At 73.0% G+C, this 24796-nt stretch carries 19 protein-coding genes and 1 pseudogene; 10 read left to right on the plus strand and 10 right to left on the minus strand.

What is annotated here, in order from left to right; translation table 11 throughout:
- The first annotated feature begins 63 nt into the window (after window positions 1-63).
- Window positions 64-1446, plus strand: coding sequence for an amino acid permease (locus TNCT1_RS15960; RefSeq protein WP_143632364.1), 1383 nt, complete (start codon window positions 64-66; stop codon window positions 1444-1446).
- A gap of 150 nt (window positions 1447-1596) precedes the next feature.
- Entirely contained in the window at window positions 1597-2244 is a 648-nt protein-coding gene (locus TNCT1_RS15965; protein ID WP_143632366.1) for a superoxide dismutase, read from the plus strand.
- 109 nt (window positions 2245-2353) lie between these two features.
- Here the strand turns inward: TNCT1_RS15965 and TNCT1_RS15970 are convergent, their stop codons facing one another.
- Window positions 2354-3016 (minus strand): DsbA family protein, encoded by a 663-nt coding sequence (locus tag TNCT1_RS15970; protein ID WP_143632368.1) that lies wholly within the window; start codon window positions 3014-3016, stop codon window positions 2354-2356.
- A 164-nt stretch (window positions 3017-3180) separates the two neighbouring features.
- Between TNCT1_RS15970 and pepN (TNCT1_RS15975) the strand changes: the two genes are divergently transcribed.
- Together pepN (TNCT1_RS15975) and TNCT1_RS15980 are read left to right on the plus strand one after the other, a co-directional pair.
- On the plus strand, window positions 3181-5763 hold the full coding sequence (pepN, locus tag TNCT1_RS15975) for an aminopeptidase N (RefSeq protein ID WP_143632370.1): 2583 nt from the start codon (window positions 3181-3183) through the stop codon (window positions 5761-5763).
- Window positions 5764-5970: 207 nt separating this feature from the next.
- The gene (locus TNCT1_RS15980) at window positions 5971-7017 is read left to right on the plus strand and encodes a hypothetical protein (protein ID WP_143632372.1); all 1047 of its coding nucleotides are present in this window, start codon (window positions 5971-5973) and stop codon (window positions 7015-7017) included.
- Here TNCT1_RS15980 and TNCT1_RS15985 read toward each other — a convergent pair.
- The 5 genes from TNCT1_RS15985 to TNCT1_RS16005 form a co-directional block, all read right to left on the minus strand.
- Entirely contained in the window at window positions 7014-8243 is a 1230-nt protein-coding gene (locus tag TNCT1_RS15985) for a serine hydrolase (RefSeq protein ID WP_174266312.1), read from the minus strand. The two genes, TNCT1_RS15980 and TNCT1_RS15985, sit on opposite strands and share 4 nt — an antisense overlap.
- A 94-nt stretch (window positions 8244-8337) precedes the next feature.
- Entirely contained in the window at window positions 8338-10086 is a 1749-nt protein-coding gene (locus TNCT1_RS15990; protein ID WP_143632376.1) for a TIGR03767 family metallophosphoesterase, read from the minus strand.
- Between the two features lie 200 nt (window positions 10087-10286).
- Window positions 10287-10775, minus strand: a complete 489-nt coding sequence (locus TNCT1_RS15995; RefSeq protein ID WP_174266313.1) for an NUDIX hydrolase — start codon at window positions 10773-10775, stop codon at window positions 10287-10289.
- Between the two features lie 9 nt (window positions 10776-10784).
- Window positions 10785-11672: a pyridoxamine 5'-phosphate oxidase family protein gene (locus TNCT1_RS16000; protein ID WP_143632379.1), complete on the minus strand. Its 888-nt coding sequence runs from the start codon at window positions 11670-11672 to the stop codon at window positions 10785-10787.
- Window positions 11673-11683: 11 nt separating this feature from the next.
- Entirely contained in the window at window positions 11684-12133 is a 450-nt protein-coding gene (locus tag TNCT1_RS16005; protein ID WP_143632381.1) for a VOC family protein, read from the minus strand.
- Between the two features lie 107 nt (window positions 12134-12240).
- Here TNCT1_RS16005 and TNCT1_RS16010 point away from each other — a divergent pair, with 107 nt between their 5' ends.
- Both TNCT1_RS16010 and TNCT1_RS16015 read left to right on the plus strand, forming a co-directional pair.
- Window positions 12241-12783: a CGNR zinc finger domain-containing protein gene (locus TNCT1_RS16010; RefSeq protein ID WP_143632384.1), complete on the plus strand. Its 543-nt coding sequence runs from the start codon at window positions 12241-12243 to the stop codon at window positions 12781-12783.
- Window positions 12784-12940: 157 nt separating this feature from the next.
- Window positions 12941-16249 (plus strand): S8 family serine peptidase, encoded by a 3309-nt coding sequence (locus TNCT1_RS16015; RefSeq protein ID WP_143632388.1) that lies wholly within the window; start codon window positions 12941-12943, stop codon window positions 16247-16249.
- A 515-nt stretch (window positions 16250-16764) separates the two neighbouring features.
- Here TNCT1_RS16015 and TNCT1_RS16020 read toward each other — a convergent pair.
- Together TNCT1_RS16020 and TNCT1_RS16025 are read right to left on the minus strand one after the other, a co-directional pair.
- On the minus strand, window positions 16765-17715 hold the full coding sequence (locus tag TNCT1_RS16020) for a hypothetical protein (RefSeq protein ID WP_143632391.1): 951 nt from the start codon (window positions 17713-17715) through the stop codon (window positions 16765-16767).
- A 1-nt stretch (window position 17716) separates the two neighbouring features.
- Window positions 17717-18262, minus strand: coding sequence for an RNA polymerase sigma factor (locus TNCT1_RS16025; protein WP_373920478.1), 546 nt, complete (start codon window positions 18260-18262; stop codon window positions 17717-17719).
- A gap of 342 nt (window positions 18263-18604) precedes the next feature.
- Here TNCT1_RS16025 and TNCT1_RS16030 point away from each other — a divergent pair, with 342 nt between their 5' ends.
- The 3 genes and pseudogenes from TNCT1_RS16030 to TNCT1_RS36305 form a co-directional block, all read left to right on the plus strand.
- Window positions 18605-19624, plus strand: coding sequence for an aspartate-semialdehyde dehydrogenase (locus TNCT1_RS16030; protein WP_143632395.1), 1020 nt, complete (start codon window positions 18605-18607; stop codon window positions 19622-19624).
- Between the two features lie 124 nt (window positions 19625-19748).
- Window positions 19749-22319 (plus strand): aminopeptidase N, encoded by a 2571-nt coding sequence (pepN, locus tag TNCT1_RS16035; RefSeq protein WP_143632398.1) that lies wholly within the window; start codon window positions 19749-19751, stop codon window positions 22317-22319.
- 130 nt (window positions 22320-22449) lie between these two features.
- Window positions 22450-22860 (plus strand): annotated as a pseudogene (locus TNCT1_RS36305) (DUF1203 domain-containing protein); the annotation flags it as partial.
- On the opposite strand, the gene TNCT1_RS16045 reads toward TNCT1_RS36305, so the two are convergent.
- Window positions 22767-23780 (minus strand): EamA family transporter, encoded by a 1014-nt coding sequence (locus TNCT1_RS16045; protein ID WP_143632403.1) that lies wholly within the window; start codon window positions 23778-23780, stop codon window positions 22767-22769. The pseudogene TNCT1_RS36305 and the gene TNCT1_RS16045 sit on opposite strands and share 94 nt — an antisense overlap.
- 109 nt (window positions 23781-23889) lie before the next feature.
- Here TNCT1_RS16045 and TNCT1_RS16050 point away from each other — a divergent pair, with 109 nt between their 5' ends.
- Window positions 23890-24408, plus strand: coding sequence for a MarR family winged helix-turn-helix transcriptional regulator (locus tag TNCT1_RS16050; protein ID WP_143632405.1), 519 nt, complete (start codon window positions 23890-23892; stop codon window positions 24406-24408).
- 109 nt (window positions 24409-24517) lie between these two features.
- On the opposite strand, the gene TNCT1_RS16055 is transcribed toward TNCT1_RS16050, so the two are convergent.
- Window positions 24518-24793, minus strand: coding sequence for a hypothetical protein (locus TNCT1_RS16055; RefSeq protein WP_143632407.1), 276 nt, complete (start codon window positions 24791-24793; stop codon window positions 24518-24520).
- Between the last annotated feature and the right edge of the window lie 3 nt (window positions 24794-24796).

Below are 24796 nucleotides of genomic sequence, written 5' to 3' on the forward strand. Positions count from 1 at the left end.
GGAGCGAACGGGCCGCCCAGACTGGCCGGGTTTTCGCCGCCGACGACTGGACGAGCCGCGCCCATGCCCCACAGCACCATCGAGACGCCACCGCGGCAGCGGTCGGGCGACTCCCTCTCCCACGGCCTCAAGCAGCGCCACCTGTCGATGATCGCCCTCGGCGGGGTGATCGGCGCCGGCCTGTTCGTCGGCTCCGGCGCCGGGATCGCGGCCGCCGGGCCCTCCGTCGTCGTCGCGTACGCGGTCTCCGGCCTGCTGGTCATGCTGGTGATGCGGATGCTCGGCGAGATGTCGGCCGCCTACCCGTCCTCGGGGTCGTTCTCCGCGCACGCCGAGCGGGCGATCGGCCCGTGGGCCGGGTTCACCGCCGGCTGGTCCTTCTGGGTGCTGCTGTGCACCGCGGTGGGCCTGGAGGGCATCGGCGCCGCGAACATCGTGCAGGGCTGGCTGCCGGGCACCCCGCAGTGGGTCTGGGTGGCCCTGTTCATGCTGGTGTTCTGCGGTGCGAACCTCGCGGCCGTGAAGAACTTCGGCGAGTTCGAGTTCTGGTTCGCGGCCCTCAAGGTCGGCGCGATCGGCCTGTTCCTGGTCCTCGGCGTGCTGGCTGTCGCGGGCGTGCTGCCCGGCACCCCCTCCCCCGGCGCCTCCCACCTCGGCGACTTCCTGCCCAACGGCAGCGAGGGCCTGGTGGTCGGACTGCTGGCCTCGGTCTTCGCCTACGGCGGCCTGGAGACGGTCACCATCGCCGCGGCCGAGTCGGACGACCCGGTCAAGGGCGTGGCGCGTGCGGTGCGCACCGCGATGTGGCGGATCGCCCTGTTCTACATCGGCTCGATGGCGGTCATCGTGACCCTGGTGCCGTGGAACGCGAAGTCCGTCGTGACGGACGGCCCCTACGTCGCGGCCCTGCGGCAGATCGGCATCCCCGGCGCCGGCCAGGTGATGAACGTGGTCATCCTGGTGGCCCTGCTGTCGGCGATGAACGCCAACATCTACGGCTCCTCGCGCATCGCCTACTCGCTGGTCGAGCGCGGCCAGGGCCCGAGGGCGCTGGCCAGGGTCTCCGGCGGAGTGCCGCGGATCGCCGTCCTCACCTCGTCGGTCTTCGGCTTCGGGTGCGTGCTGCTCAGCTACTGGCGGCCGGACGACGTGTTCGCCTGGCTGCTGAACATGATCGGCGCGGTGATCCTGGTCGTCTGGATCTTCATCGCGGTCTCCCAGCTGCTGCTGCGCCGCCGCATCGAGCGCGAGGCGCCCGAGAGGCTGGTCGTGCGGATGTGGGCGTTCCCGTACCTCACCTGGGTCGCGCTCGCCGGCATGGCGGCGATCTTCGTCCTGATGGCCCGGGAGCCGGACACCCGTCTGCAGCTGCTGTCGACCGGCGGCATGACGCTGGTCCTCGCGGCCGTGGGCTACGCCTGGCAGCGGGCCCGCGCCGCGCGCTGACCCGGCCCCGACCCGGGCCGCCTCCCGAAGACCCCCGAAGCCCCCCCAAGGCCCCCGCGTGCGACACGAGGGGGCCTTCGCGCATCCCGGCTTGTTGTTGCTAGCGTGTAGTTGCAAGTAACTTGCAATAAGGTTGGAGGGGACCCACCCATGCCCGTGTACTCGCTGCCCGACCTGCCCTACGACTACTCCGCGCTCGCCCCCGTGATCAGCCCCGAGATCGTCGAGCTGCACCACGACAAGCACCACGCGGCCTACGTGAAGGGCGCCAACGACGCCCTGGAGCAGCTCGCGGAGGCGCGGGAGAAGGAGAGCTGGGGGTCGGTCAACGGCCTGGAGAAGAACCTGGCCTTCCACCTCTCCGGGCACATCCTGCACAGCATCTACTGGCAGAACATGACCGGTCCCGCGGAGGGCGGCGGCGAGCCCCTCGCCGCCGACGGGGTGGGCGGGCTGGCCGACGCGATCAAGGAGTCGTTCGGCTCCTTCGCCGCCTTCCGGACCCAGCTCTCCAAGGCCGCGGCCACCACCCAGGGCTCGGGCTGGGGCGTGCTGGCGTACGAGCCGCTGAGCGGCCGGCTCATCGTGGAGCAGGTCTACGACCACCAGGGCAACGTCGGCCAGGGCTCGACCCCGATCCTTGTCTTCGACGCCTGGGAGCACGCCTTCTACCTGCAGTACCGCAACCAGAAGGTGGACTTCGTCGAGGCGATGTGGCGGGTGGTGAACTGGCAGGACGTGGCCAGGCGCCTCGCGGCCGCCAGGTCCCGCGCGGACGTGCTGCTGCCCGCCCCCTGAGAACGCCCCGCCCCGTGATCGTCTTCTCACCCTTCACGACGGCGGGCGGATGGAAGGAGGGCCCCCGCGAGGACAGGACTCGCGGGGGCCCTCCGGCTGGGCGCGCGCCTTACAGGTTGCTGAAGTCCGGGCCCTTGGTGCGGGTCCGCTTGATCTCGTAGAAGCCCGGCACGGAGGCGACCGCGAGGGTGCCGTCCCACAGGCGGGCCGCCTCCTCGCCCTTGGGGGCGGGGGTGACGACGGGGCCGAAGAAGGCGATCTGCTCGCCGTCGGCGCCCGGCACCGCGATGACCGGGGTGCCGACGTCCTGGCCGACCTTCTCGATGCCCTCCTTGTGGGAGGCGCGCAGCTCGGCGTCGAACTCGAAGTCCTGCTGCTCGGCGTACTCGATCAGCTCGGCGGGCAGGCCGACGTCCGCGAGCGCGCCCGCGACGGCCTCCAGGGTGGGGCCCTCACCGTTGTTGTGGATGCGGGTGCCGAGCGCGGTGTAGAGCGGGCCGAGGACGTCCGCGCCGTGCTTCTGCCAGGCCGCGGTGACCACGCGCACCGGCTGCCAGGCCTTGGTGGCGAGCATGTCCCGGTAGTCCTCGGGGAGCTCGTCCAGCCGGTTCTCGTTGAGGACCGCGAGGCTCATGATGTGCCAGCGGACCTCGATGTCCCGGACCTTCTCGACCTCGAGCACCCAGCGCGAGGTCATCCAGGCCCAGGGGCACAGCGGGTCGAACCAGAAGTCCACGGGGGTCTTGCCGGAGGGGGTCGCGGTCTCGGACATGCTTCTCCTCAGCGAAGGTCTTTGGGAGGGGCAACAGTCCCGGCGTCCCCGCCATTCCCGGCCCCGCCGTGTCGAGGGTTTCCCCTGATGTGCCGTCTCAGGTGCGCATGGCAGGATCGGTCCTGATGTGAGGTGTCCGAGCGACCATGAGGGAGTGCCACGACGTGCCCGGTGAGAATCTGACCCGCGACGAGGCCCGGGAGCGGGCCGCCCTGCTGTCCGTGGACGGCTACGAGGTGGCGCTGGACCTGCGGTCCGCCGTCGGGGACGGGGGCGCCGAGCCGCGCACCTTCCGTTCGGTGACGACGATCAGGTTCCGCTGCAGCGAGCCGGGCGCCTCCAGCTTCGCCGACCTGATCGCGCCGGGCGTGACCTCGGTCGTGCTCAACGGCAAGGACCTGGACCCCGGGGAGGTCTTCGACGGCTCCCGGATCGCCCTGGAGGACCTGGCCGCCGAGAACGAGCTGACCGTCGACGCCCAGTGCGCCTACTCCCGCACCGGCGAGGGCATGCACCGCTTCGTCGACCCCGAGGACGGCGAGGTCTACCTCTACACCCAGTACGAGCCGGCCGACGCCCGCCGGGTCTACGCGAACTTCGAGCAGCCGGACCTGAAGGCCCCGTACCGCTTCGAGGTGCGGGCGCCCGAGGGCTGGACGGTGTGGAGCAACGGCGCCGGGGAACTCACGGACGGCGTGTGGCGGTTCGCCGAGACCAAGCCGATCTCGACGTACATCACCTGCGTGGTGGCGGGGCCGTACCACTATGTGACGGACCACTACGAGCGGGTCCTCGAGGACGGGACGAAGCTGGAGATCCCGCTCGGCGCGATGTGCCGCAAGGGCCTCGCCCCGCACTTCGACGCCGAGGACGTCTTCCTGGTCACCAGGCAGGGCCTGGACTTCTTCCACGACCACTTCGACTACCCCTACCCGTTCGGGAAGTACGACCAGGCGTTCGTGCCGGAGTACAACCTGGGGGCGATGGAGAACCCGGGTCTGGTGACCTTCCGCGAGGAGTACATCTTCCGCGGGAAGGTGACGCAGGCGTCGTACGAGGCGCGGGCCAACGTGATCCTGCACGAGATGGCCCACATGTGGTTCGGCGACCTGGTCACCATGGAGTGGTGGGACGACCTGTGGCTGAAGGAGTCCTTCGCGGACTTCATGGGCACGTTCGCGAACGTCGGCGCGACCCGCTTCACCGACGCCTGGATCACCTTCGCCAACCGGCGCAAGGCCTGGGCCTACCGCGCGGACCAGCTCCCCTCCACGCACCCGATCACGGCGGACATCCGCGACCTGCAGGACGCCAAGCTCAACTTCGACGGCATCACCTACGCCAAGGGCGCCTCGGTACTCAAGCAACTGGTGGCGTACGTCGGCCAGGACGCCTTCCTGGAGGGCGCCCGCCGCTACTTCAAGCGCAACGCCTACGGCAACACCCGCCTGGGCGACCTGCTGTCGGTGCTGGCGGAGACCAGTGGCCGGGACATGACGGTGTGGGCCCGCTCCTGGCTGCAGACGGCCGGCGTCAACTCGCTGACCCCGCAGGTGCTGCTGGACACCGAGGGCGGCCGGATCGCCGAACTGGCCGTGCTGCAGGAGGCGCCCGAGGCGTACCCCGAGCTGCGTCCGCACCGGGTGGCGGTGGGCCTGTACCGGCGCACCCCCGAGGGCGCGCTGGAGCGTTACGCGCGCGTGGAGACGGACGTCGAGGGCCCGCGCACGGTCGTGGCGGAGCTGGCCGGCGCCCAGGCCCCGGAGCTGGTGCTGGTCAACGACGACGACCTGACGTACTGCAAGGTCCGCTTCGACGAGACCTCGCTGGCCACGCTGCGCGAGCACCTGGGCGCGCTCACCGACCCGCTGGCCCGCGCCCTGTGCTGGTCGGCGCTGTGGAACCTCACCCGGGACGCCCTGCTGCCGGCCCGGGACTTCGTCGGCCTGGTGCTGCGGTTCGCGGGCCGCGAGTCCGACATCGGCGTGCTGCAGATGCTGCACGCCTGGGCGAACTCGGCGCTGGTGCACTACGCGGCGCCCGGGTGGCGGGCGACCGGTGAGCGGCTGGTGGCCGAGGGCGCGCTGCGCGAGCTGCGGGCGGCCGGCCCGGGCAGCGAGCAGCAGCTCGCCTGGGCGCGCTTCTTCGCCGCCGTGGCCTCGGCGGAGGCGGACCTCGCCCTGCTGAAGGACCTGCTGGACGGCACGGAGACGGTCGAGGGCCTGACGGTGGACCAGGAACTGCGCTGGGCGTTCCTGGAACCGCTGGCGGCGCACGGCGCTGCGGACGAGGCGGTGCTCGCGGCCGAACTGGCCCGCGACGACACCGCGTCCGGCAAGCGGCACCAGGTCCGCTGCCTGGCGGCCCGCCCGTCGGCGGCGGTCAAGGCGCAGGCCTGGGCGCAGGTGGTGGAGTCCGACGCGCTGTCCAACGCGCTCGTGGAGGCGACCATCGCGGGCTTCGGCCTGCCCTCGCAGCGGGAGCTGACCGCGCCGTACGCGGAGAAGTACTTCGCGGCGATCGAGCGGGTGTGGCGGGAGCGGTCCATCCAGATCGGCATGGACGTCGTGCGCGGCCTGTACCCCGCCCACCAGGACCGGCCGGAGACGCTCCAGGCGACCGACACCTGGCTCGCGGCGCACGCGGACGCGGCTCCGGCGCTGCGCCGTCTGGTGCTGGAGGCGCGGGACGACCTGGCGCGGGCGCTGCGCGCACAGGAGTGCGACGAGGCGGCGGCCGGCCGATGAGCCTTGGCCAGGGATTCCGCGTTCGGTGACCGTTACGGAATTCAGTCAATAGCAGCCGTAACCCCTGGTCCGGACCCGATCGGACCAGGGGTTTCCCGTGCCTACTCGGCATCCGAACACCCGTCCTTTAGGACCGGCTTGTCCGCATTCCTCGACGACCGTGTAACAGCGGTTACAGGGGGGACGAAGCGCGGGAACGTCGACGCCATGACGCACAACACCCCGCTCTCCTCCCGCACCCTGCGCCACCTCCCCGAGGCCGGCCGGCGCATCATGACGACCGCTCAGCTCCGCTCCCACGGTGTCTCCACGGCCGAGCTGAACGAGCAGTGCCGCCCCGGCGGCGCCTGGCGCCTGCTGCTGCCGAACGTGGTCCTGCTCCACACCGGGCCGCCCACCAGCGAGGAGCGGCTGCACGGCGCGCTGCTGTACGCGGCGCGGGAATCGGCCCCCGGCGTGCCGACGCAGCCCGGCGCGGGCGACCCGCAGCGTCCGGTGTACCCGGAGACGATGATCACCGGTCTGGCGGCGCTCGCCCTGCACGGTTTCGCCGCCGCCCCTGCGCTGCTCGCCCTGGAACGCGTCGACGTCCTGGTCCCGCGGCTGCGCCGGCTGCGCACTACGGGCTACGTCCACGTGCTGCGCGTCCCGGATCTGCCCGCGCCCGTCACGGTGACGGGCCTGCCGGTGGCGCCGGTGCCGCGCGCGCTGGCGGACGCGGTGGCGGAGCTGACGGACGCGGGCGTGGTGCGCCGGCTGCTGACCGAGGCGGTGCGCGACGGCCACTGCGAACCGGCGGCGGTGGTGCGCGAGCTGACCCGGGCGAGGCTGCTGAACCGGCCGCACGTCATGGGCGCGGTGGACTCGCTGGTGGCCGAGGGCCGGGCGGTCGCGGAGGGCCGGCTGTACCGGATGGTCCGCGAGCACGGGCTGCCCGACCCGGTCTGGAACGTGGACCTGCGCCTGCCCGGCGGCCCCCACCTCGGCGGCCTGGACGCGTACTGGCCCGGGCAGGCGGTCGCGGTGGAGCTGGACACCCGTGCGCCCCGCCGGGACGAGGACGCGCTCTGGTCGGAGTACGCCCGCAAACGGGAGCGCCTGGAGCGGCTGGGGATCACGGTCGTCCACGTCACCCCGCGCAAGCTCGCCGAGTCCATGGAGCAGCAGGCGGCGGTGATCAGGACGGCCCTGATGGCGTCCGGCGACCGCGACCCGGCCGCGTACGTGGTGGTGCTGCCCAGGGCCGGGACCTAGGACGGCTGGGCCGGGACCTGGGACCGCTGGGCCGGGGCCTGGGAGCGCCGGGCCGGGCCCTGGGACGGCTGGGCCGGCACCTTGGACGGCTTCTCGCAGAACTCCTTGTCGACGACGGCGCCGGTGCCGCCCGTCCAGTCGCCGTTGAGGTTGAGCGCGAGCCAGTGCCGGCCGTCCGCCGTGGTCACCGCGGAGGAGGCGGAGCCGTGGATGGCGCCGTCGTGGCCCCAGACGTGCACCCCGCAGCTCAGCGTCGTGTCCGTCAGGCCCAGTCCGTACCGGGTGCCGGCGGAGTCGCCGGTCGGCACGGTGGTCCTCATCTCCTTGAGCTGCCGGGGCGGGAGCAGCCTGCCGCGCAGCAGGGCGGAGTAGAAGCGGCCGAGGTCCGCCGAGTCGGAGATCATCTCGCCGGCCGCCGAGGCGATGGAGGGGTTCAGCTCGGTGACGTCGTAGGCCGGGCCCGTCGCGGCCGGGGCGAGCTTGGAGTAGGCGCGGGAGCTGGGCCGCGGGACGGTGACCCGGGTGCCTGGCAGGGAGGTGGCGGTGAGCCCCAGCGGCCGGATGAGGCGCCGGGTGATCTCGGTGGCGTACGAGTGGCCCGTCACCTTCTCGATCACCATGCCGGCGACGACGTAGTTGGTGTTGGAGTACTTCCAGGACGTGCCCGGCGCGAAGTCCGGCCGGTGCCGCATGGCGACGGCCACCAGGTCCCGCGGGGTGAGCGTGTCGTAGCGGTGCCGGAAGAAGCCGTCCGCGAGGAAGTAGGTGCGGACGAAGTCGTCGTCGGAGGTGTAGCTGTAGACGCCGCTGGTGTGGTCGAGCAGTTGCCGGAGGGTGATCCGGCGGCCGTCGTGGCCGTGGCCCCGCAGCAGCCCGGGCAGCCAGGTGTCCACGGTGTCGTCCAGGGTGAGCCGGCCCTCCGCCTCCAGCTGGAGCAGGACGGTGGCGACGAAGGTCTTGGTGATGCTGCCGACCCGGTAGCGGTCGGCGGCCGAGCGCGGCGCGCCGGTGCGGACGTCGCCCACGCCCGCGGTCGCCGACCAGGTGCCGCGGGTGTCCCGGACGGTGACGGTCGCCCCGGGCGCGCCGGCCGCGACCGCCGCCTCGATCGCCCGGCGGGTGGCGGCGTGAGCGCCGGCGGAGCGGCCGTCCGCGACGGCCGGGCCCGCCAGGGCCGCCGACAGGAGCAGGGCGGTGGTGCCCACCAGGGCGGTGCGGACGCGCATGCTGTTCCCCCAACGTGTGGTGTCCGGTGCGGTCGGGGGGAGATACCCGGCATCGGCCGCGATCGTGCCTGCCCGTGACCCGGCCGGGTGACTTTCAGCGCTTCTTCAGCACCAGTTCGGTGTTCCGGTCCACGGCGTCGCCCGCGAGCGCCTTGCTCGCGCCCGGGGCGTTGTACGACAGCTCACGGTAGAGGGCGGCGAGGCCGGTCTGCGAGAGGTCGGCGTGGTCGGTGCGGTGCGGGGCGGCGGACTCGACCAGGGTGGTGAACACGGAGAGGGTGCCGTCCTTGTTGTCGACGAGTTCGACGACGCGGGCGAGCTGGGGGAAGTCGACGTGCGAGGCGGTGGAGATCTCCCAGAAGGAGCGGCCGCCGGAGGCCTGGTGCGGGGTGATGTCGTTGCGGTGGATGTGCCCGTTCACCCAGGCGAGCACGTTGCGGTGGGAGGAGAGCAGCGAGACGACCTCGGCGCCGTCGTGGCGGCGCTCCCCCGGGCGGTCCGGGTCGGGGCGGGTGTTGGTCATGGTCCTGCTGGTGTGGTGGCTGAAGACGACGGCGTAGGAGTCCCTGTTGTCCTTCAGCGTCCGGTCGAGCCACTTGAGCTGGGCGGTGCCGATGGACCCCTCGTAGTGACCGCCGGGGTCGGTGGTGTCGAGGCTGATGCCGATGACGTCCTCGGAGACGCGGAAGGCGTAGTACTGGGTGCCGGCGTCCAGGTTCGCCGAGGAGTAGCCGTGGCCGGCCGGGCCGAGTCCCTGGTGGGCGGGGTCCAGGTGGGCCTTCAGGTAGTCGGCGCGGGTGTAGGGGGCCCGCTGCTCGTCCGGGGTGACCTGGCGCATGGAGCGGGCGTGGGCCTTGAGGAAGTCGCGGTAGCCGACGGCCTTGGGGTCGGTGGCCTTCTTGATGGTGTCCTGGAGCTTCTTGGCGTCGGCGGCGGAGACGCTCATCAGCTTCCGGCCGCCGATGGCCGCCTCGGTGAGGTACGGGTCGCCGTGGGAGCCGTAGCAGCCGAGCGGGAGGGCGTCGTGGTTGCCGACGGTGGAGTACCAGGGCAGGTTGAGACCGGGGCTGCGGACCTCGCGGGTCGCGGCGGCGAGGAAGCCCTTCAGGTAGGGGAAGCCGAGCGCCTTGTCGCCGTCGCGTGCGGTGGAGCCGGGCTGCCAGTACAGCTTCAGGCCGCTGTTCTGGACGCCCTCGTAGTGGCGCGGGTCCCCGGAGTCGGGGGTGATGCGGCCGCCGCTCATCACCTTCATGAACCACTCCAGTTCGGAGTGGGCGTTGTTGTCGGTGTTGTCGCCGGTGGTCATCACGAAGTGCAGCGGGGCGCCGGTGACGGGGGCGCCGCGCAGCGCGTTGACCCGCTCGACGAGCGAGACGGCGCCGGGCACGGTGAGCGCCTCGTGCGGGCGCCAGGCGTGCGGGTCGTGGGCGCGCAGGAACTCCAGGCGCAGCGGGTGCTGGACGTCCATCAGGTGCAGATCGGTGAACTGCACGAACGCCGCGAGGGTGGTGCGGCGGCCGGCCCGGCCGGATCTGGGGGCGGCAAGTTCCTCCCGCACGACCCGCTTCCAGCCGGGTCCGTCGCCGAGCCGCCGGTAACCGGAGCGGCCCACGGGCGCGGCGACGGAGGCGAGGGTGGTGCCCTTGGTGTAGGGGGCGAGCGGGGCCGGGGCCGCCTCGCGGGAGGTGGCGGCGGGCGCCTCGGCGGCGGTGGCGGCCTGGCTGTCGGTGGGGCGCAGCGCGTAGCCGACGCCCGCGGAGAGCGAGACCGCTCCTGCGGCCGCGAGCACGGTACGGCGGTGGACCCCCAGCGTGGAGGTGGTGACAGAGCGTGTGCGCGACATGGCGCGGTCTCCCCGGGTGCGAACGCGTCGGCGGTGGTCGCGGGCCGTCGAAGGCGCGAACGCCCCGCTCGCTCTGGATGGTTGGCACCGGGGATGACCTGTGCGTGAACGGGGCGGCAACGCGTGACGCCGATCGCCGTACGTGGATCACGGGGTGCACGGCGCTGCCACGGAGTGGAACGCGGGCGGCCCGGGGGCGGTCACTCCTCGTTCATCTGGCGGGGCAGGGGTCGGGCTCCGGGGCCGAGATGTCCGTTCTCCGGACGTTCCCGCCACAGCCGCAGGGCGACGTCGACGAGACGGATCCGGGTGAGTCCGGGCACCGCGTCCAGGTCCTGCCAGGCCGCGAAGTCGGTGGAGCCGCCCCTTTCGTACCGGAGTTCACCGCCGGTGATCTCGCCCTCGTAGAGGATCCGCACCCCCTGGTGGTCGGTGCGGCGCGGTGGCCGGCCGCCGCGGTGGACATGGCGGGAGGAGTCCACGCCGAGCAGCCGGGTCACCTCGATCCGGTAGCCGGTCTCCTCGGTCACCTCGCGCCGGACGGTGTCGTACGGGTCCTCGCCGTGCTCGATGCCGCCGCCCGGCAGCACCCACTCGTGAGTGCCGCCGGGCGCCGGGAAGCGGGCCAGCAGGATCTGTCCGTCGCGGACGCACACGGCGTAGGCCGCCACCCTCAACTTCCTTCGCATGTCCGGACGTTAGCGCTGATCGTCCGGGTTGGCGGGGGAATACTCCGGCGCGGACCAGCGCAGCGGGAGGGCGGCCGGGGTGTGCACGGCGCCGGTGACGGTGAAGCGGACCGTGCGCTCGTCGCCGGCGCCGAACCAGGTGCGGGCCGAGCCGGTGAGCTGGAGGGTGGTGCCGGTCGTCCAGTCCAGGAGGAGCAGTCCGGCGCGCGGGTCGGCGTGCAGGTTGCCGAGGCTGCGGAACATGGCGTTGCCGGGATAGTCCGGCCAGGCCAGTTCGTGCGGTGAGACGACCCGGACGAAGCCCGGGTTGCCGCCGCGGTGGCTGGCGTCGGCGCCGTCGGTGTGCACGGTGGCCAGGAAGAAGGTGTCGGCCGCGGCGACGAGCGCGGCCTGCTCGTCGCCGAGCGCGGTCAGCGTGCGGGGCGTGCCCGGCACGCGGTCCGGGACCCGCTCACAGGTCTCCCGGCGCTGGATGTACTTGGGGCAGTTGGCGAACACCTGCTCCGCCGCGACGGCGAAGCCGCGCGCTGTCGGCCGGAGCCGGCCGTTGAGCCGCATCCGGCGCCGGGTGCGCGGATCGAGCGCGATGGTGCCCACGGGGGTGCCCGGGGCGGTCAGGGCCGCCGCGAGCGGGTCGGCCGGGGGCGGGCCGCCGGTGACGGACATCTGCCGGGGCCCGGTGGCCCGGACGAAGCCGGGGGCGCCGGTGACCGGTGAGGCCCACACGCGGCCCGTGGCGGGGTCGGCGGCGCCCACGACGAGCAGCGGCTGGAGTTCCAGGAAGGCCGCCGCGACCTGCTTGATGTCCGGTGCGAGGGAGCGGCCGACGTGATCGGCGCGGTCCCGCACCCCGGCCAGGTCCTGCACGGCGCGGGAACCGGCGTGATAGACGCTCATGGCGCGACGCTCTAGAAGAAACCGCAGGTCGGAGCGGAGGCGTGCGGGGCGGGGGCGCCCTCGGCGCCGTGCGGGACGGAGATCTCCAGACGGGTGCCGTCCGGGTCGTGGAAGAAGATCCCGCCGGAGGCCGAGCCCTCCCGGTGGGCCACCACGCCCGCGTGGGCGAACTCCACCCCGGCGGCCCTGAGCGCCGTCTCGTACTCCCGGACCCGGTCCACCGAGCCGGCCGTGAAGGCGAGGTGGTGCAGGCCGGCCCGGGCGCCGTCGTAGGTGCCGCGGGCCTGCTGCCAGAGGGTGAGGACGGGCCCGTCGCCCCCGGCCTCGCCCAGGAACGCGTACCTGCGGCCGTCCTCCTTGCCCTCGGCGAGCAGCGCGAACCCCAGGACGTCCCGGTAGAAGGCGAGGGAACGGTCGAGGTCGGTGACGTTCAGGCCGGTGTGGCCGGTGCGCAGGGTCATGGCTCTCCCTCTCGGATATCTAACCTTCTTCAATCACGTTAGGGGTTAGAGAGAGGAGCGTCAACCGGTCACGTACTCTTGAGTGGTTAGCGAAGAAGGAGTGCCCCATGTCCGCCGCCCGCGATCCCCGTCCGCTCACCGGTGAGCCGCTCGCGCTCGACCTGCTCAACACGCGGTGGAACGAGGAGGGCGCGCTCCGGGATCTGCTCGACGGCACGGACGGCCTCGCGGTGTGGCTCGCGGCCAACGGGCTGGCCGGCGAGCACCCGGCCGACGCGGACGTGCTGCGCCACCTGCGGCAGGCGCGGGAGGCGCTCGGCGCCGCCGTGGACGGGTCGCCGGCCCAGGGCGCCCCGCTCGTGGACGCCGTGCTGGCGCACGGGCGCATCCGGGCCCGGCTGACCGCCGACGGGGCCCGCGAGGAACCGGAGTTCGCCGACGCCTCCTGGGCGCCGGCCTGGCTCGCCGCCCGCGACTACCTGGACCTCCTCGGCCGGGCCCCCGACCGGATCCGCCGCTGCGCCCACGAGGCCTGTGTGCTGCACTTCTTCGACACCTCCCGCAACGGCACCCGCCGCTGGTGCTCGATGGCGTCGTGCGGCAACCGCGCCAAGGCGTCCCGGCATTACGCTCGCTCCAAGGAGAGTTGAGCCGAACCGGGAGCAACCGGTCCTCATCCCCCCGAATCCCATAGCGGGTTTTCCCCATACATTGATTTCGTTTGGGTCAACGGTCCCCAAAGTTCCGTGCCTTGGGTAAAGCTGTGCGCTCGTCCGGCACTGGTTTACTCACCTGCAAGGGATGCCGATGACCCACACCCCCGAGCGCGAACCGATATCCGGCCCGAGACGCCTGGCCCGCATAGCCGTGGCCGTGGGCGTGGTGGCCGCCCTCTCCGCGGCCGGGCCGGTGCCGCTGGCCCTCGGCGCGGAGGCGACACCCGCCACGGCCGATCCCGCCGTCAAGTCGGCCCACGACAAGCTCGGTTCGGACGACGCCGACCGGCTCGCCGAGGCCAAGGCGAACGGCGACAAGAACGTCACGATGATGGTCGCCACCGCGCCCGGGCAGACCGAGCAGGTCGCCGCGGAGCTGGACGCGGTCAAGGGCGGCTCGGTGGGCCGCACCTACGACAAGCTCGGCTACGTCCGGGCGACCGTGCCGACCGCGAAGGCCGACTCGGCGATCGCGGCCGCCGCGAAGCTGTCCTCCGTGCACGCGATCGACCTGCGCCAGGAGATACCGCTGGACGACCCGACGCCCGCCGCGGACACCGCGCAGGGCGCCAAGGGCCACGGCTCGGCGGCCACTTACTCCGGGCCCGGCAAGGACACCCCGGCCAAGAACCCGTACAACCCGTCCTTCGAGACCGGTGCCGTCGACTTCGTCAAGGACCACCCGAAGGCGGACGGGCGGGGCGTCACGATCGGCATCCTCGACTCCGGCGTCGACCTCGGCCACCCGGCGCTGCAGAAGACCACCACCGGTGAGCGGAAGATCACCGACTGGGTGACGGCCACCGACCCGATCATCGACGGCGACGGCACCTGGCGCCGGATGACCAACCCGGTCAGCGGCCCGTCGTTCTCCTACGGCGGCGCCACCTGGAAGGCGCCCCAGGGCGACTACCAGGTCAACCTGTTCCGCGAGTCGTTCACGGCCGGCGGCGACGCCGCGGGCGACGCCAACCGGGACGGCGACACCACCGACGTCTGGGGCGTCCTGTACGACCCGGCCGCCGGCACCGTGCGCGTCGACCTGAACAACAACTTCGACTTCACCGACGACACCCCGATGAAGCCGTACAAGGACGGCCACCAGATCGGGTACTTCGGCACCGACGACCCGAAGACCGACGTGGTCGAGCGGCAGCCGTTCGTCGTGCAGATCCGCAAGGACGTGCCGACCGACCCGTACGGCGGCGACTGGGTCGGCAAGACGGCCGACTTCGTCAACATCGGCGTCATCGAGTCCGAGCACGGCACGCACGTCGCCGGCATCACCTCCGCCAACGGGCTGTTCGGCGGCAGGATGAGCGGCGCGGCCCCCGGCGCGAAGATCGTCTCCTCCCGGGCCTGCACCTGGAGCGGCGGCTGCACCAACGTCGCGCTCACCGAGGGCATGATCGACCTGGTCGCCAACCGCGGCGTCGACATCGTGAACATGTCCATCGGCGGCCTGCCGGCGCTGAACGACGGCAACAACGCGCGCGCCGAGCTGTACACGCGGCTCATCGACACCTACGGCGTGCAGCTCGTGATCTCCGCGGGCAACTCCGGCCCCGGCGCCAACACGATCGGCGACCCCGGCCTCGCGGACAAGGTGATCTCCGTCGGCGCGACCATCTCCAAGGACACCTGGGCCGCCAACTACGGCTCCGCCGTGGAGACCAGGTACGCGATGATGCCCTTCTCCTCGCGCGGCCCGCGTGAGGACGGCGGCTTCACCCCGACCCTGAGCGCGCCCGGTGCCGCGATCAACACCACCCAGACCTGGCTGCCGGGCTCCCCGGTCGCCGAGGCGGGTTACTCGCTGCCGGCCGGCTACTCGATGCTCCAGGGCACCTCGATGGCCTCCCCGCAGGCGGCGGGCGCGAGCGCGCTGCTGCTGAGCGCCGCCAAGCAGAAGGGCATCGACCTGACGCCCGCCGACCTGCGCACCGCGCTGACCTCGACCGCCGACCACATCAGCGGTGTGCAGGCCTACGAGGAGGGCGCCGGCCTCATCGACATCGTGGACGCCTGGGACGCGATCCGTCACGGCGCCACCGCCCACGACTACACCGTGAAGGCCCCGGTCGACACCGCGATCGACTACGCGCTGAAGACCCCGGGCTTCGGCACCGGTCTGTACGACCGCGAGGGCGGCCTGAAGGCCGGTCAGCGCAAGACGTACGACGTGACCATCACCCGTACCTCCGGCCCGGACCGCGCCCTGCGGCACGAGCTGCGCTTCGAGAACAACGCCGAGCGGACCTTCCGGATCGTCGGTGACGACGCCGTGCGGCTGCCGCTGAACCAGCCGGTGACGGTCAAGGTCCAGGCGGCCCCGGGGTCGGCCGGCCTGAAGAGCGCGATCCTGGACGTCGACGACCCGCGCACGGAGGGGACCGACAAGCAGATCCTCACCACCGTGGTGGTCGCCTCCCCGGTGAACTACACCTACTCCGCCTCCGGTTCGGTGCAGCGCAACAGCACCCGGTCGTACTTCGTGACCGTGCCCGAGGGCGCCAGGTCGCTGGAGGTCGCGATCGGCGGGCTCAAGGACAAGAGCCAGACCCGGTTCATCTCGATCCACCCGTACGGCACTCCGGTGGACAACACCAGCACGCCGTACTGCTACAACAACTACCTCGACGGCAACGGCTGCAAGCCGGACGTCCGCTCCTACGCCGACCCGCAGCCCGGCGTCTGGGAGGTCGAGGTCGAGTCCCGGCGCACGTCCCCGCTGCTGGACAACCCGTACAAGCTGGACGTCACCGTGCTCGGCGCGGCCTTCGACCCGCAGACCGTGACCGTGCCCGAGGCGAAGGTCGGCACGCCGGCCGCGGTCTCCTGGAAGGTGACCAACAAGTACGCGGCGCTGGACGGCAAGCTGGTCGGCGGTCCGCTGGGCTCCTCCAAGTCGGCCCGCCCGGCCATCAAGGAAGGCGAGACGCAGACCACCACGGTGGACGTCCCGGCCGGCGCGAAGTCCCTGGACGTGGCGATCGGCAACGTCTCCGACGCGGCCGCCGACCTGGACCTGACCGTGTACGACTCGACCGGCAAGCAGGTCGCGCAGTCCGCGGACGGCGACTCGGAGGAGGCGGTCTCCATCGCGTCCCCGGCCGCCGGCACGTACACCGTCAAGGTCGTCGGCTACTCGGTCCCGTCCGGCTCCACCGACTACGACTACCGGGACGTGTTCTTCTCCAGCACGCTCGGCACCGTCGCGGTCGACGGCTCGGCCGCGGTGAAGCTCGGCACGGGCGACTCGGCCACGGTGAGCGGACAGGTCACGGCGGCCGCCGCGGCTCCCGCCGGCCGTGAGTTCTTCGGCCAGGTCCAGCTCGTCAACGGCCGCGGCACGGCCGCGGGCACGGGCAGCGTGAAGATCGAGAAGGTCACGCAGTAACGGGGTGACCCCAGGCGAGGGGCGGGTGTCCGAACACGGACACCCGCCCCTCGGCCGTCTCCCCGGACCGCCGCCTCCCCGGCACGGCCCGGCGCGGCCCGTCCCCGGCCGTCCTGCACGCCGTGCACCCGTGCGCCGACCGAGGCGGCGGGGACGGTGCGGGCGCTGCACCGGTACGCGGGACAGGCCCCTGTGCCCTGGCGCCGACACGGTGCGGGCGCGGGGCACCGGGGTACGCGGGACAGGCCCACCCGTGCCCTGACACCGACACGGCCAGGACGGCGCGGACCCGGGACGCCGCTGCGCGGGACAGGCGCATCCATGCCCTGGCACCGATACGGGTGCGGGCGCGGGGCACCGGTACGCGGGACACGTGCACCCGTGCCCCGGCGCCGCCCCGGCCAGGACTGTGAGGACGCCACGGATGGCGCGGCCCCCAGGGGAGCGCCGCCGCGGCGAGTGGCAGTGGCGCTGCCGAGGTCATGACCCGTGACCAGGGCTTCCCGGCGCCCCGTTCACGGCTCGTCGCACGGGGCGGGCTCGGACTCGGGCGCCGGCCCGGTGAGCCGGGCCTTTTCGTCGGCCACCCGGGCGTCGCCGACGGCCCACAGGCTCGCCTCCTGCCGGCCCCGGCCCACCCCGGCGAGCACGTGCTGCCCCGAGCGCGGGGCCGGGCTCGCCGTGTCGCCGAGGAGGAAGGTGACCTCGGACGGGCCGTGGGCCGGCCGGTAGGAGCGGGTCACGGTGAGCACGACGCGGATTCGGGGGGCCTGCGTCCGCCGGTCCACCCGGGTGACGGTGCCCTCGGCGAGCAGCCGGTAGCAGGAGAGCGCCGGCCCGCCCGCGGCCCGGGCCGGACCGTCCGCCCGGCTCTTGGCGTCGGCGCTCTTGTCCGAGCCCGCCGACATGCCCCCACCCGAGTGCGCCACCGCCCAGCCGAGCACCGTCACCAGCCCGAAGGCCATCACCCCGGCCATCGACCCGAGCACCACCCGCGCCCCGCGCCGGACCCCGCCCGGCCGGCCCGGCCGCCCGGCCCCGCCCGGCCGCCTGACGCTCCGCGGCCGGCCGGCGCCCCGTAGGCCCGCGGGGGCGGCCCCGGGAACGGGTCCGGAGGTCACCTCCGCGCCGGCCCCCTCGGCGTCCTCCGTCCCGGCTCCCTCGGCACCACCGCCGACGCCCCCGGCACCACCGCAGGCCCCCGCGCCGGCCGGCCCATCCGCGGCCGTCGCCCCCGCCCCAGCCCCCGGCGTCGTCCCCGGCGCCGGCTGCTGCGGCTCCCCCGTCAAGACCTCGGCGAGCCGTACCAGTTGCTCCCTCAGCACCGCCACGTCCGCCTCGGCCGACCGGTGCTCCGCGAGGAGGGCGGGGTCCTCCTGGGCCCGTGGCGGCAGGGGGGTGCCTGTGATCGCGGCCATCAGGGCGTCCATGCCGCCGTGCTCCCCGTCCTCGTGTCCGGCGGGCATCTCACACCACCTCGTCCTCGTGCAGTCGCCGGCGCAGGGCGCGGACCGCCGTGTGCAGCCGGCTCTTGACCGTGCCCTCGGGAACGCCCAGTTCCCCGGCGATGTCGCGCACCGGCAGGTCGGCGAAGAAGCGCAGGATCAGGACCTGGCGCTGGGCGTCGGGCAGTTCGTCCAGGCCCCGGGCGACGGCGAGGGAGAGCACGCTGCTCTCCTCGCCCGACGGGTGCTCGGGCTCCCGCAGGGACGCGAGCCGCTCCCCGAGCCGTTCCTGGCGCCGCTTGGCCCGGTGCCAGTCCATGGCGAGGTTGGATGCGACCACCGCCGCCCAGGCCGAGACGTCCCGCGGCGCCTCGCGCCCGCTCGCGGCCCGCTCCAGCAGCCGCAGCCGGACCTGCTGCACCCCGTCCGGCAGGTCCGCCTGCGGCACCCCGCCGAGTGCGAGCACCGCCCGCACCCGGCGTTCCTGGGCCGCGTCCAGCGGGTCCCCGCCGGTGCGGTCCGCACCGGCGTACGCCCCCTGGTCGCGGCGCGCCCCTCCGCGCAGCACAAGCCACCCCCTCACGCGTTTGCCCCTACGACGCGTGAGGGGGCGGAAACGTTCGGCCGTCCGGCGGGGACGCGAGAGGCGTACGTCACACCTCCGTGTGGCCGGTGCCCGGGCGGGCAGGGGCGGCACAGCACAGCTTCCGGCGCGGGGCCCCGGCCGGGGAAACATCTGCAGCTCAGCGCGGTGCGCGACGGAGGTCCGGAACCGGACGCCGGGTGACCGTGTCCCACTCCTCGGGCAGGCGCCGCAAAGAATTGGACAGGTGGACCGGGGCTGGCCGCATGATGGAAAAGCCCCGGTCATGCGAAGGCAAGCAGCAACAGACACACAGAGGGAGTCGCCGTGAGGGTCGGAATCGTCGGAGCCACCGGTCAGGTCGGCACGGTCATGCGCAGGATCCTCGCGGAGCGGAACTTCCCCGTCACCGAGTTGCGCCTGTTCGCCTCGGCCCGCTCGGCCGGCACCGTGCTGGACGGCGTGACGGTGGAGGACGCGGCCACCGCCGACTACTCCGGCCTGGACATCGTGCTCTTCTCCGCCGGCGGCGCGACCTCCCGGGCGCTGGCCGAGAAGGTCGCCTCCCAGGGCGCCGTGGTGATCGACAACTCCTCGGCCTGGCGCCGCGACCCCGAGGTCCCCCTGGTGGTGGCCGAGGTCAACCCGCACGCCATCGCCGACCGCCCCAAGGGCATCATCGCCAACCCGAACTGCACCACCATGGCGGCGATGCCGGTCCTGAAGCCGCTGCACGAGGAGGCCGGCCTCGAGGCGCTGGTCGTCGCCACCTACCAGGCGGTGTCCGGCTCCGGTCTGGCGGGCGTGGCCGAGCTGCACGGCCAGGTGCAGAAGGTGGCCGCCGACGCCGACAAGCTGACCCACGACGGCTCCGCGGTCGACTTCCCCGAGCCGCAGGTCTACAAGCGCCCCATCGCCTTCAACGTGCTCCCGCTGGCCGGTTCGATCGTCGACGACGGTCTGGGCGAGACCGACGAGGAGCAGAAGCTGCGCCACGAGTCCCGCAAGATCCTGGAGATCCCGGCCCTGAAGGTCTCCGGCACCTGCGTGCGCGTCCCCGTCTTCTCCGGTCACTCCCTCCAGGTCAACGCCCGTTTCGCCCGGCCGCTCAGCCCCGAGCGGGCGACCGAGCTGCTCGCGGGCGCCCCGGGCGTGGCCATCTCCGACATCCCGACCCCGCTCCAGGCGGCCGGCCTGGACCCGTCGTACGTCGGCCGGATCCGCCGTGACGAGACGGCGGACAACGGTCTGGCGCTGTTCGTCTCCAACGACAACCTCCGCAAGGGCGCCGCGCTGAACGCGGTGCAGATCGCGGAGCTGGTGGCGGCCGAACTGGCCGAAAAGTAGGCACCCGGTGCGAGGGGGCGGCCGCGTACGCGCGACCGCCCCTTTCGCATGCCCGGGCTCATCGCTTTCCCCGTGGCCGCCATGGAAGGATGGCGCAACCCACACATAACGAGGAGATGACCGCGTGCCTGGCACAAACCTGACTCGCGAAGAGGCGCGGCAGCGGGCGAAGCTGCTCACCGTTGACTCGTACGAGATCGATCTCGACCTCTCCGGCGCGCAGGAGGGCGGCACCTACCGGTCCGTGACGACGGTGCGCTTCGACGTGGCCGAAAGGGGCGCCACGTCCTTCATCGACCTGGTGGCCCCGGCCGTCCACGAGGTGACGCTGAACGGGGACCCGCTCGACCCCGCCGAGGTGTTCGCCGACTCGCGGATCGCGCTGCGCGACCTGCTGGACGGGCGCAACATCCTGCGCGTCGTGGCCGACTGCGCCTACACCAACACCGGCGAGGGCCTGCACCGCTTCGTGGACCCGGTGGACGAGCAGGCGTACCTGTACACCCAGTTCGAGGTGCCGGACGCCCGCCGGGTCTTCGCCTCGTTCGAGCAGCCCGACCTGAAGGCGACCTTCCAGTTCACCGTGAAGGCGCCGGAGGGCTGGACGGTCATCTCCAACTCGCCGACGCCGGAGCCGCAGGACAACGTCTGGGTCTTCGAGCCGACGCCCCGCATCTCGTCGTACATCACGGCGCTGATCGTCGGCCCGTACCACTCGGTGCACAGCGTGTACGAGCGGGACGGGCAGAGCGTGCCGCTCGGCATCTACTGCCGTCCGTCGCTGGCCGAGTTCCTGGACTCGGACGCCATCTTCGAGGTGACCCGGCAGGGCTTCGACTGGTTCCAGGAGAAGTTCGCGCTGGCGTACCCGTTCGAGAAGTACGACCAGCTCTTCGTGCCCGAGTTCAACGCCGGCGCGATGGAGAACGCGGGCGCGGTCACCATCCGCGACCAGTACGTGTTCCGGTCCAAGGTGACCGACGCGGCGTACGAGGTGCGGGCCGAGACGATCCTGCACGAGCTGGCCCACATGTGGTTCGGCGACCTGGTCACCATGGAGTGGTGGAACGACCTGTGGCTGAACGAGTCGTTCGCCACCTACACCTCCATCGCCTGCCAGGCCGCCGCCCCCGGCTCCCGCTGGCCGCAGGCGTGGACGACGTTCGCGAACTCCATGAAGACCTGGGCGTACCGGCAGGACCAGCTCCCGTCCACGCACCCGATCATGGCCGACATCCGTGACCTGGACGACGTGCTCGTCAACTTCGACGGCATCACCTACGCCAAGGGCGCGAGCGTGCTCAAGCAGCTCGTCGCGTACGTCGGCGAGGACGAGTTCTTCAAGGGCGTGCAGGCCTACTTCAAGCGGCACGCGTACGGCAACACGCGCCTGTCCGACCTGCTGGGCGCCCTGGAGGAGACCTCCGGCCGCGACCTGAAGACCTGGTCGAAGCAGTGGCTGGAGACGGCCGGCATCAACGTGCTGCGCCCGCAGATCGAGACGGACGCCGAGGGCGTCATCACCTCCTTCGCCGTCCGCCAGGAGGCCCCGGCGCTGCCCGCCGGCGCCAAGGGCGAGCCGGTGCTGCGCCCGCACCGCATCGCGATCGGCCTGTACGACCTGGACGGCGGCGGCAAGCTGGTGCGCACCGACCGGATCGAGCTGGACGTCGACGGCGAGCTGACGGCGGTGCCGCAGCTCTCGGGCAGGCCCCGGCCCGCGGTCGTCCTGCTCAACGACGACGACCTGTCGTACGCGAAGGTCCGGCTGGACGAGGAGTCCCTGCGGACGGTCACCGAGCACCTCGGCGACTTCGAGGCCTCCCTGCCGCGCGCCCTGTGCTGGGCCTCGGCCTGGGACATGACCCGCGACGCGGAGCTGGCCACCCGGGACTACCTGTCGCTGGTGCTGTCCGGCATCGGCAAGGAGTCCGACATCGGTGTGGTGCAGTCGCTGCAGCGTCAGGTGAAGCTGGCCGTCGACCTGTACGCCGACCCGGCCGCCCGCGAGGCCCTGCTGACCCGCTGGACCGACGCCACGCTGGCCCACCTGCGCTCGGCCGGTCCGGGCAGCGACCACCAGCTCGCCTGGGCCCGCGCTTTCGCGGCGACGGCCCGCACGCCGGAGCAGCTCGACCTGCTGGAGGCGCTGCTGGACGGCTCGCAGACCATCGAGGGCCTGGCCGTCGACACGGAGCTGCGGTGGGCGTTCGTGGAGCGGCTCGCGGCGGTCGGCCGCTTCGACGAGGCGGAGATCGCCGCGGAGTACGAGCGGGACCGGACCGCGGCCGGTGAGCGGCACGCGGCCACCGCCCGGGCGGCCCGTCCCACGCCGGAGGCCAAGGCGGAGGCGTGGGCGTCGGTCGTCGACTCCGACAAGCTGCCGAACGCCGTGCAGGAGGCGGTGATCGGCGGCTTCGTGCAGACCGACCAGCGGGAGCTGCTGGCGCCGTACGCGGAGCGGTACTTCGAGGTCCTCAAGGACGTCTGGGACGCCCGTTCGCACGAGATGGCCCAGCAGATCGCGATCGGCCTGTACCCGGCGGTGCAGGTGTCCGAGGACACGCTGGCCAGGACGGACGCCTGGCTGGCCTCGGCCGAGCCCGGCGCGGCCCTGCGCCGGCTGGTCTCGGAGTCCCGCTCGGGCGTCGAGCGCGCGCTGAGGGCCCAGGCGGCGGACGCGGCGGCGGTCTAGCCGCGGCACGGTGGATCAGGGCGCCCGGTACCGCACCGGGCGCCCTTTTTCCCTACCGGCGGCCGGAGGCGCCGGACACGAGGTCCGGATTCCGCCGGTGTGCGCACCGGTGCCGGGCCACGCTGGCCGCATGACGACTTACACGGCACGGCCCCTGGAGCCCACGGCCCTCGCGGAGCTGCGCGTCTCGGACGACGCGGCGCGGCCCACGACCGCTTTCACGGACCCGGAGGGCGGTGCGCCGCTGCGCTGTTGCCTGCGCCGCAGCGCTCCGGGCGAGCGCGTCGCCCTGGTGTCGTACGCGCCGCTGCGCCGCTGGGCGGCCGCGACGGGCGCCGACCCGGGGGCCTACGACGAGCAGGGCCCGGTCTTCATCCACGCCGGCGAGTGCGCCGGACCGGACGGCGACGCGCTCCCCTTCACCGGGGCCCACCGCACACTGCGCCGTTACTCCGCCGACGGCCGCATCCTCGGGGGCCGGCTGGTCGAGGCCCCGGACGGCTTCGCGCCGGCGTTCGCGGAGGCCTTCGCCGACCCGGAGGTGGCGCTGGTGCACGTGCGGGCGGTGGAGTACGGCTGCTTCCTGTACGAGGTGCGGCGCCCGTAGCCCACGCCGCTCCCGAGCTGCCCGGCCAGCGTCGCCGCGAACGCCAGCGCCATGCCGAGCGCCTGGACGGGGGTGAGCGCCTGTCCCAGGGCCGCCCAGCCGGTCACGGCGGCGGTCAGCGGGGAGAGCGGGCCGAGGAAGCCGGCCCGGGTGGCGCCGAGCCGGCCGATGCCGCGGAACCAGAGCCAGTAGGCGACCGCCGTGTTGGCCAGCGCGAGGTAGAGGTAGCCGCCGATCGCGCGGCCGTCGAGCGCGGGCGGGGCGCCCTCGGCCAGCAGGGCGACCGGGGCGACGATCAGGCCGCCGGCGGTGAGCTGCCAGCCGGTGAGGGCGAGCGGGCCGACGCCGTCCGGCCGGCCCCAGCGCCGGGTCAGCACGGTGCCGGCGGACATCGAGGCGGTGGCGGCGACGGCCGCGAGGACCCCGGCCGCGTCGAGCGCGCCGGCCCCCTTGAGCACGACGAGACTGACGCCGAGCGCGGCCACGGCCCCGGTGGCCAGGGTGCGGGCGGCCGGCCGCTCGCGGAGCAGCGGCACCGACAGGGCGACCACGAACAGGGGCCCGGCCGAGCCGACCACGGCGGCCATCCCGCCGGGCAGCCGGTACGCCGACACGAACAGCAGCGGGAAGAAGGCGCCGATGTTGAGCGCGCCCAGCACGGCCGCCTTGGCCCACCAGACGCCGCGCGGCAGGACCCGGGTAAGGGCGAGCAGCAGCAGGCCGGCGGGCAGGGCGCGGGCCAGGGCCGTGAACAGGGGGCGGCCCGGCGGCAGGAACTCGGTGGTGACGGCGTAGGTGGTGCCCCAGGAGACGGGGGCGAGGGCGGTGAGCAGGACGGTCGTGGGGCGCTTCATCACCGGGACCTTTCCCGAATGTCGGCGAGTAATAAGTAGCTTAGCGGCAAGCTACTTAACGTCAAGCCACTTTCTTGCCGTCGAACGTGCCGGACGCGATACTCGGCACATGAACGAAGGCCGGCAGCAGCCCAACGACCCCGTCGACGCGATCATCGGCCAGTGGGCGGCCGTACGCCCCGACCTGGACACGCGGGCGATGGAGGTCTTCGGACGGATCCACCGCCTCTCCCGGACCATGGGCGACCGCATGGAGAAGGCCTACGAGCCCTACGGCGTCTCGCGGGGCGAGTTCGACGTGCTGGCCACCCTGCGCCGCTCCGGCGAGCCGTACACCCTGTCACCGCGCCGGCTCTCGGCGACCCTGATGCTCACCACCGGCGGCATGACCGGCCGTCTGGACAAGCTGGAACGGGCCGGGCTGCTGCGCCGCTCGCCCGACCCGCACGACCGCCGCGGGCTCCAGGTGACGCTGACCGAGAAGGGGCTGGACGTCATCGACCGGGCGGTCGGCGCCGGCCTCGCCGCACAGACCGAGGCCCTGTCCCACCTCGACGACGAAAAGGCCGGCCAACTGGCCGGCCTGCTGCGGGAACTGCTCGCGGGGACGCGGGAGCCCGGGATCTAGGCATCCGCGGGAGACCCGGCGAACGCCGAGGGCGCCGGCCTCACCCGGGTACGGCGGTGTGCGCGTACCGGCGGGGAGGACGGCGCCCTCGGCGGGACGGGGAGGCCGGTCAGGCCTTCGCCTCGCCCTTCACGCTGATGTTGGACGTGGTGGTGTCCTTCTTGGCATGGGACTTGTCCAGCGCCATGACCAGGCCCGCGATGATCACGAACAGGGCGATCGGCGCCAGCACGTAGAGGCCCAGCGTCTGGATGACGCTCAGGCCGGGGCCGGGGTCGTCACCGTCGTCGCGGGTCAGCGCGAGCGCGGGGGACGACATGAGCAGCATCATCAGCGTCGTACCGGCGGCCAGGGCGCCGGCGCGCAGGGCGTTCTTATTGTCCACACT

Origin of the sequence: Streptomyces sp. 1-11 (genome assembly GCF_007176755.1) — a bacterium.
In the GTDB taxonomy this organism is placed as follows: Bacteria; Actinomycetota; Actinomycetes; order Streptomycetales; family Streptomycetaceae; genus Streptomyces.

Bases quoted from the DNA above. Each gene is read 5' to 3' on its own strand.
- TNCT1_RS15960 (WP_143632364.1), top strand. From the start codon at position 64: ATGCCCCACAGCACCATCGAGACGCCACCGCGGCAGCGGTCGGGCGAC.
- TNCT1_RS15965 (WP_143632366.1), top strand. From the start codon at position 1,597: ATGCCCGTGTACTCGCTGCCCGACCTGCCCTACGACTACTCCGCGCTC.
- TNCT1_RS15970 (WP_143632368.1), bottom strand. From the start codon at position 3,016: ATGTCCGAGACCGCGACCCCCTCCGGCAAGACCCCCGTGGACTTCTGG.
- TNCT1_RS15980 (WP_143632372.1), top strand. From the start codon at position 5,971: ATGACGCACAACACCCCGCTCTCCTCCCGCACCCTGCGCCACCTCCCC.
- TNCT1_RS15985 (WP_174266312.1), bottom strand. From the start codon at position 8,243: ATGCGCGTCCGCACCGCCCTGGTGGGCACCACCGCCCTGCTCCTGTCG.
- TNCT1_RS15990 (WP_143632376.1), bottom strand. From the start codon at position 10,086: ATGTCGCGCACACGCTCTGTCACCACCTCCACGCTGGGGGTCCACCGC.
- TNCT1_RS15995 (WP_174266313.1), bottom strand. From the start codon at position 10,775: ATGCGAAGGAAGTTGAGGGTGGCGGCCTACGCCGTGTGCGTCCGCGAC.
- TNCT1_RS16000 (WP_143632379.1), bottom strand. From the start codon at position 11,672: ATGAGCGTCTATCACGCCGGTTCCCGCGCCGTGCAGGACCTGGCCGGG.
- TNCT1_RS16005 (WP_143632381.1), bottom strand. From the start codon at position 12,133: ATGACCCTGCGCACCGGCCACACCGGCCTGAACGTCACCGACCTCGAC.
- TNCT1_RS16010 (WP_143632384.1), top strand. From the start codon at position 12,241: ATGTCCGCCGCCCGCGATCCCCGTCCGCTCACCGGTGAGCCGCTCGCG.
- TNCT1_RS16015 (WP_143632388.1), top strand. From the start codon at position 12,941: ATGACCCACACCCCCGAGCGCGAACCGATATCCGGCCCGAGACGCCTG.
- TNCT1_RS16020 (WP_143632391.1), bottom strand. From the start codon at position 17,715: ATGCCCGCCGGACACGAGGACGGGGAGCACGGCGGCATGGACGCCCTG.
- TNCT1_RS16045 (WP_143632403.1), bottom strand. From the start codon at position 23,780: ATGAAGCGCCCCACGACCGTCCTGCTCACCGCCCTCGCCCCCGTCTCC.
- TNCT1_RS16050 (WP_143632405.1), top strand. From the start codon at position 23,890: ATGAACGAAGGCCGGCAGCAGCCCAACGACCCCGTCGACGCGATCATC.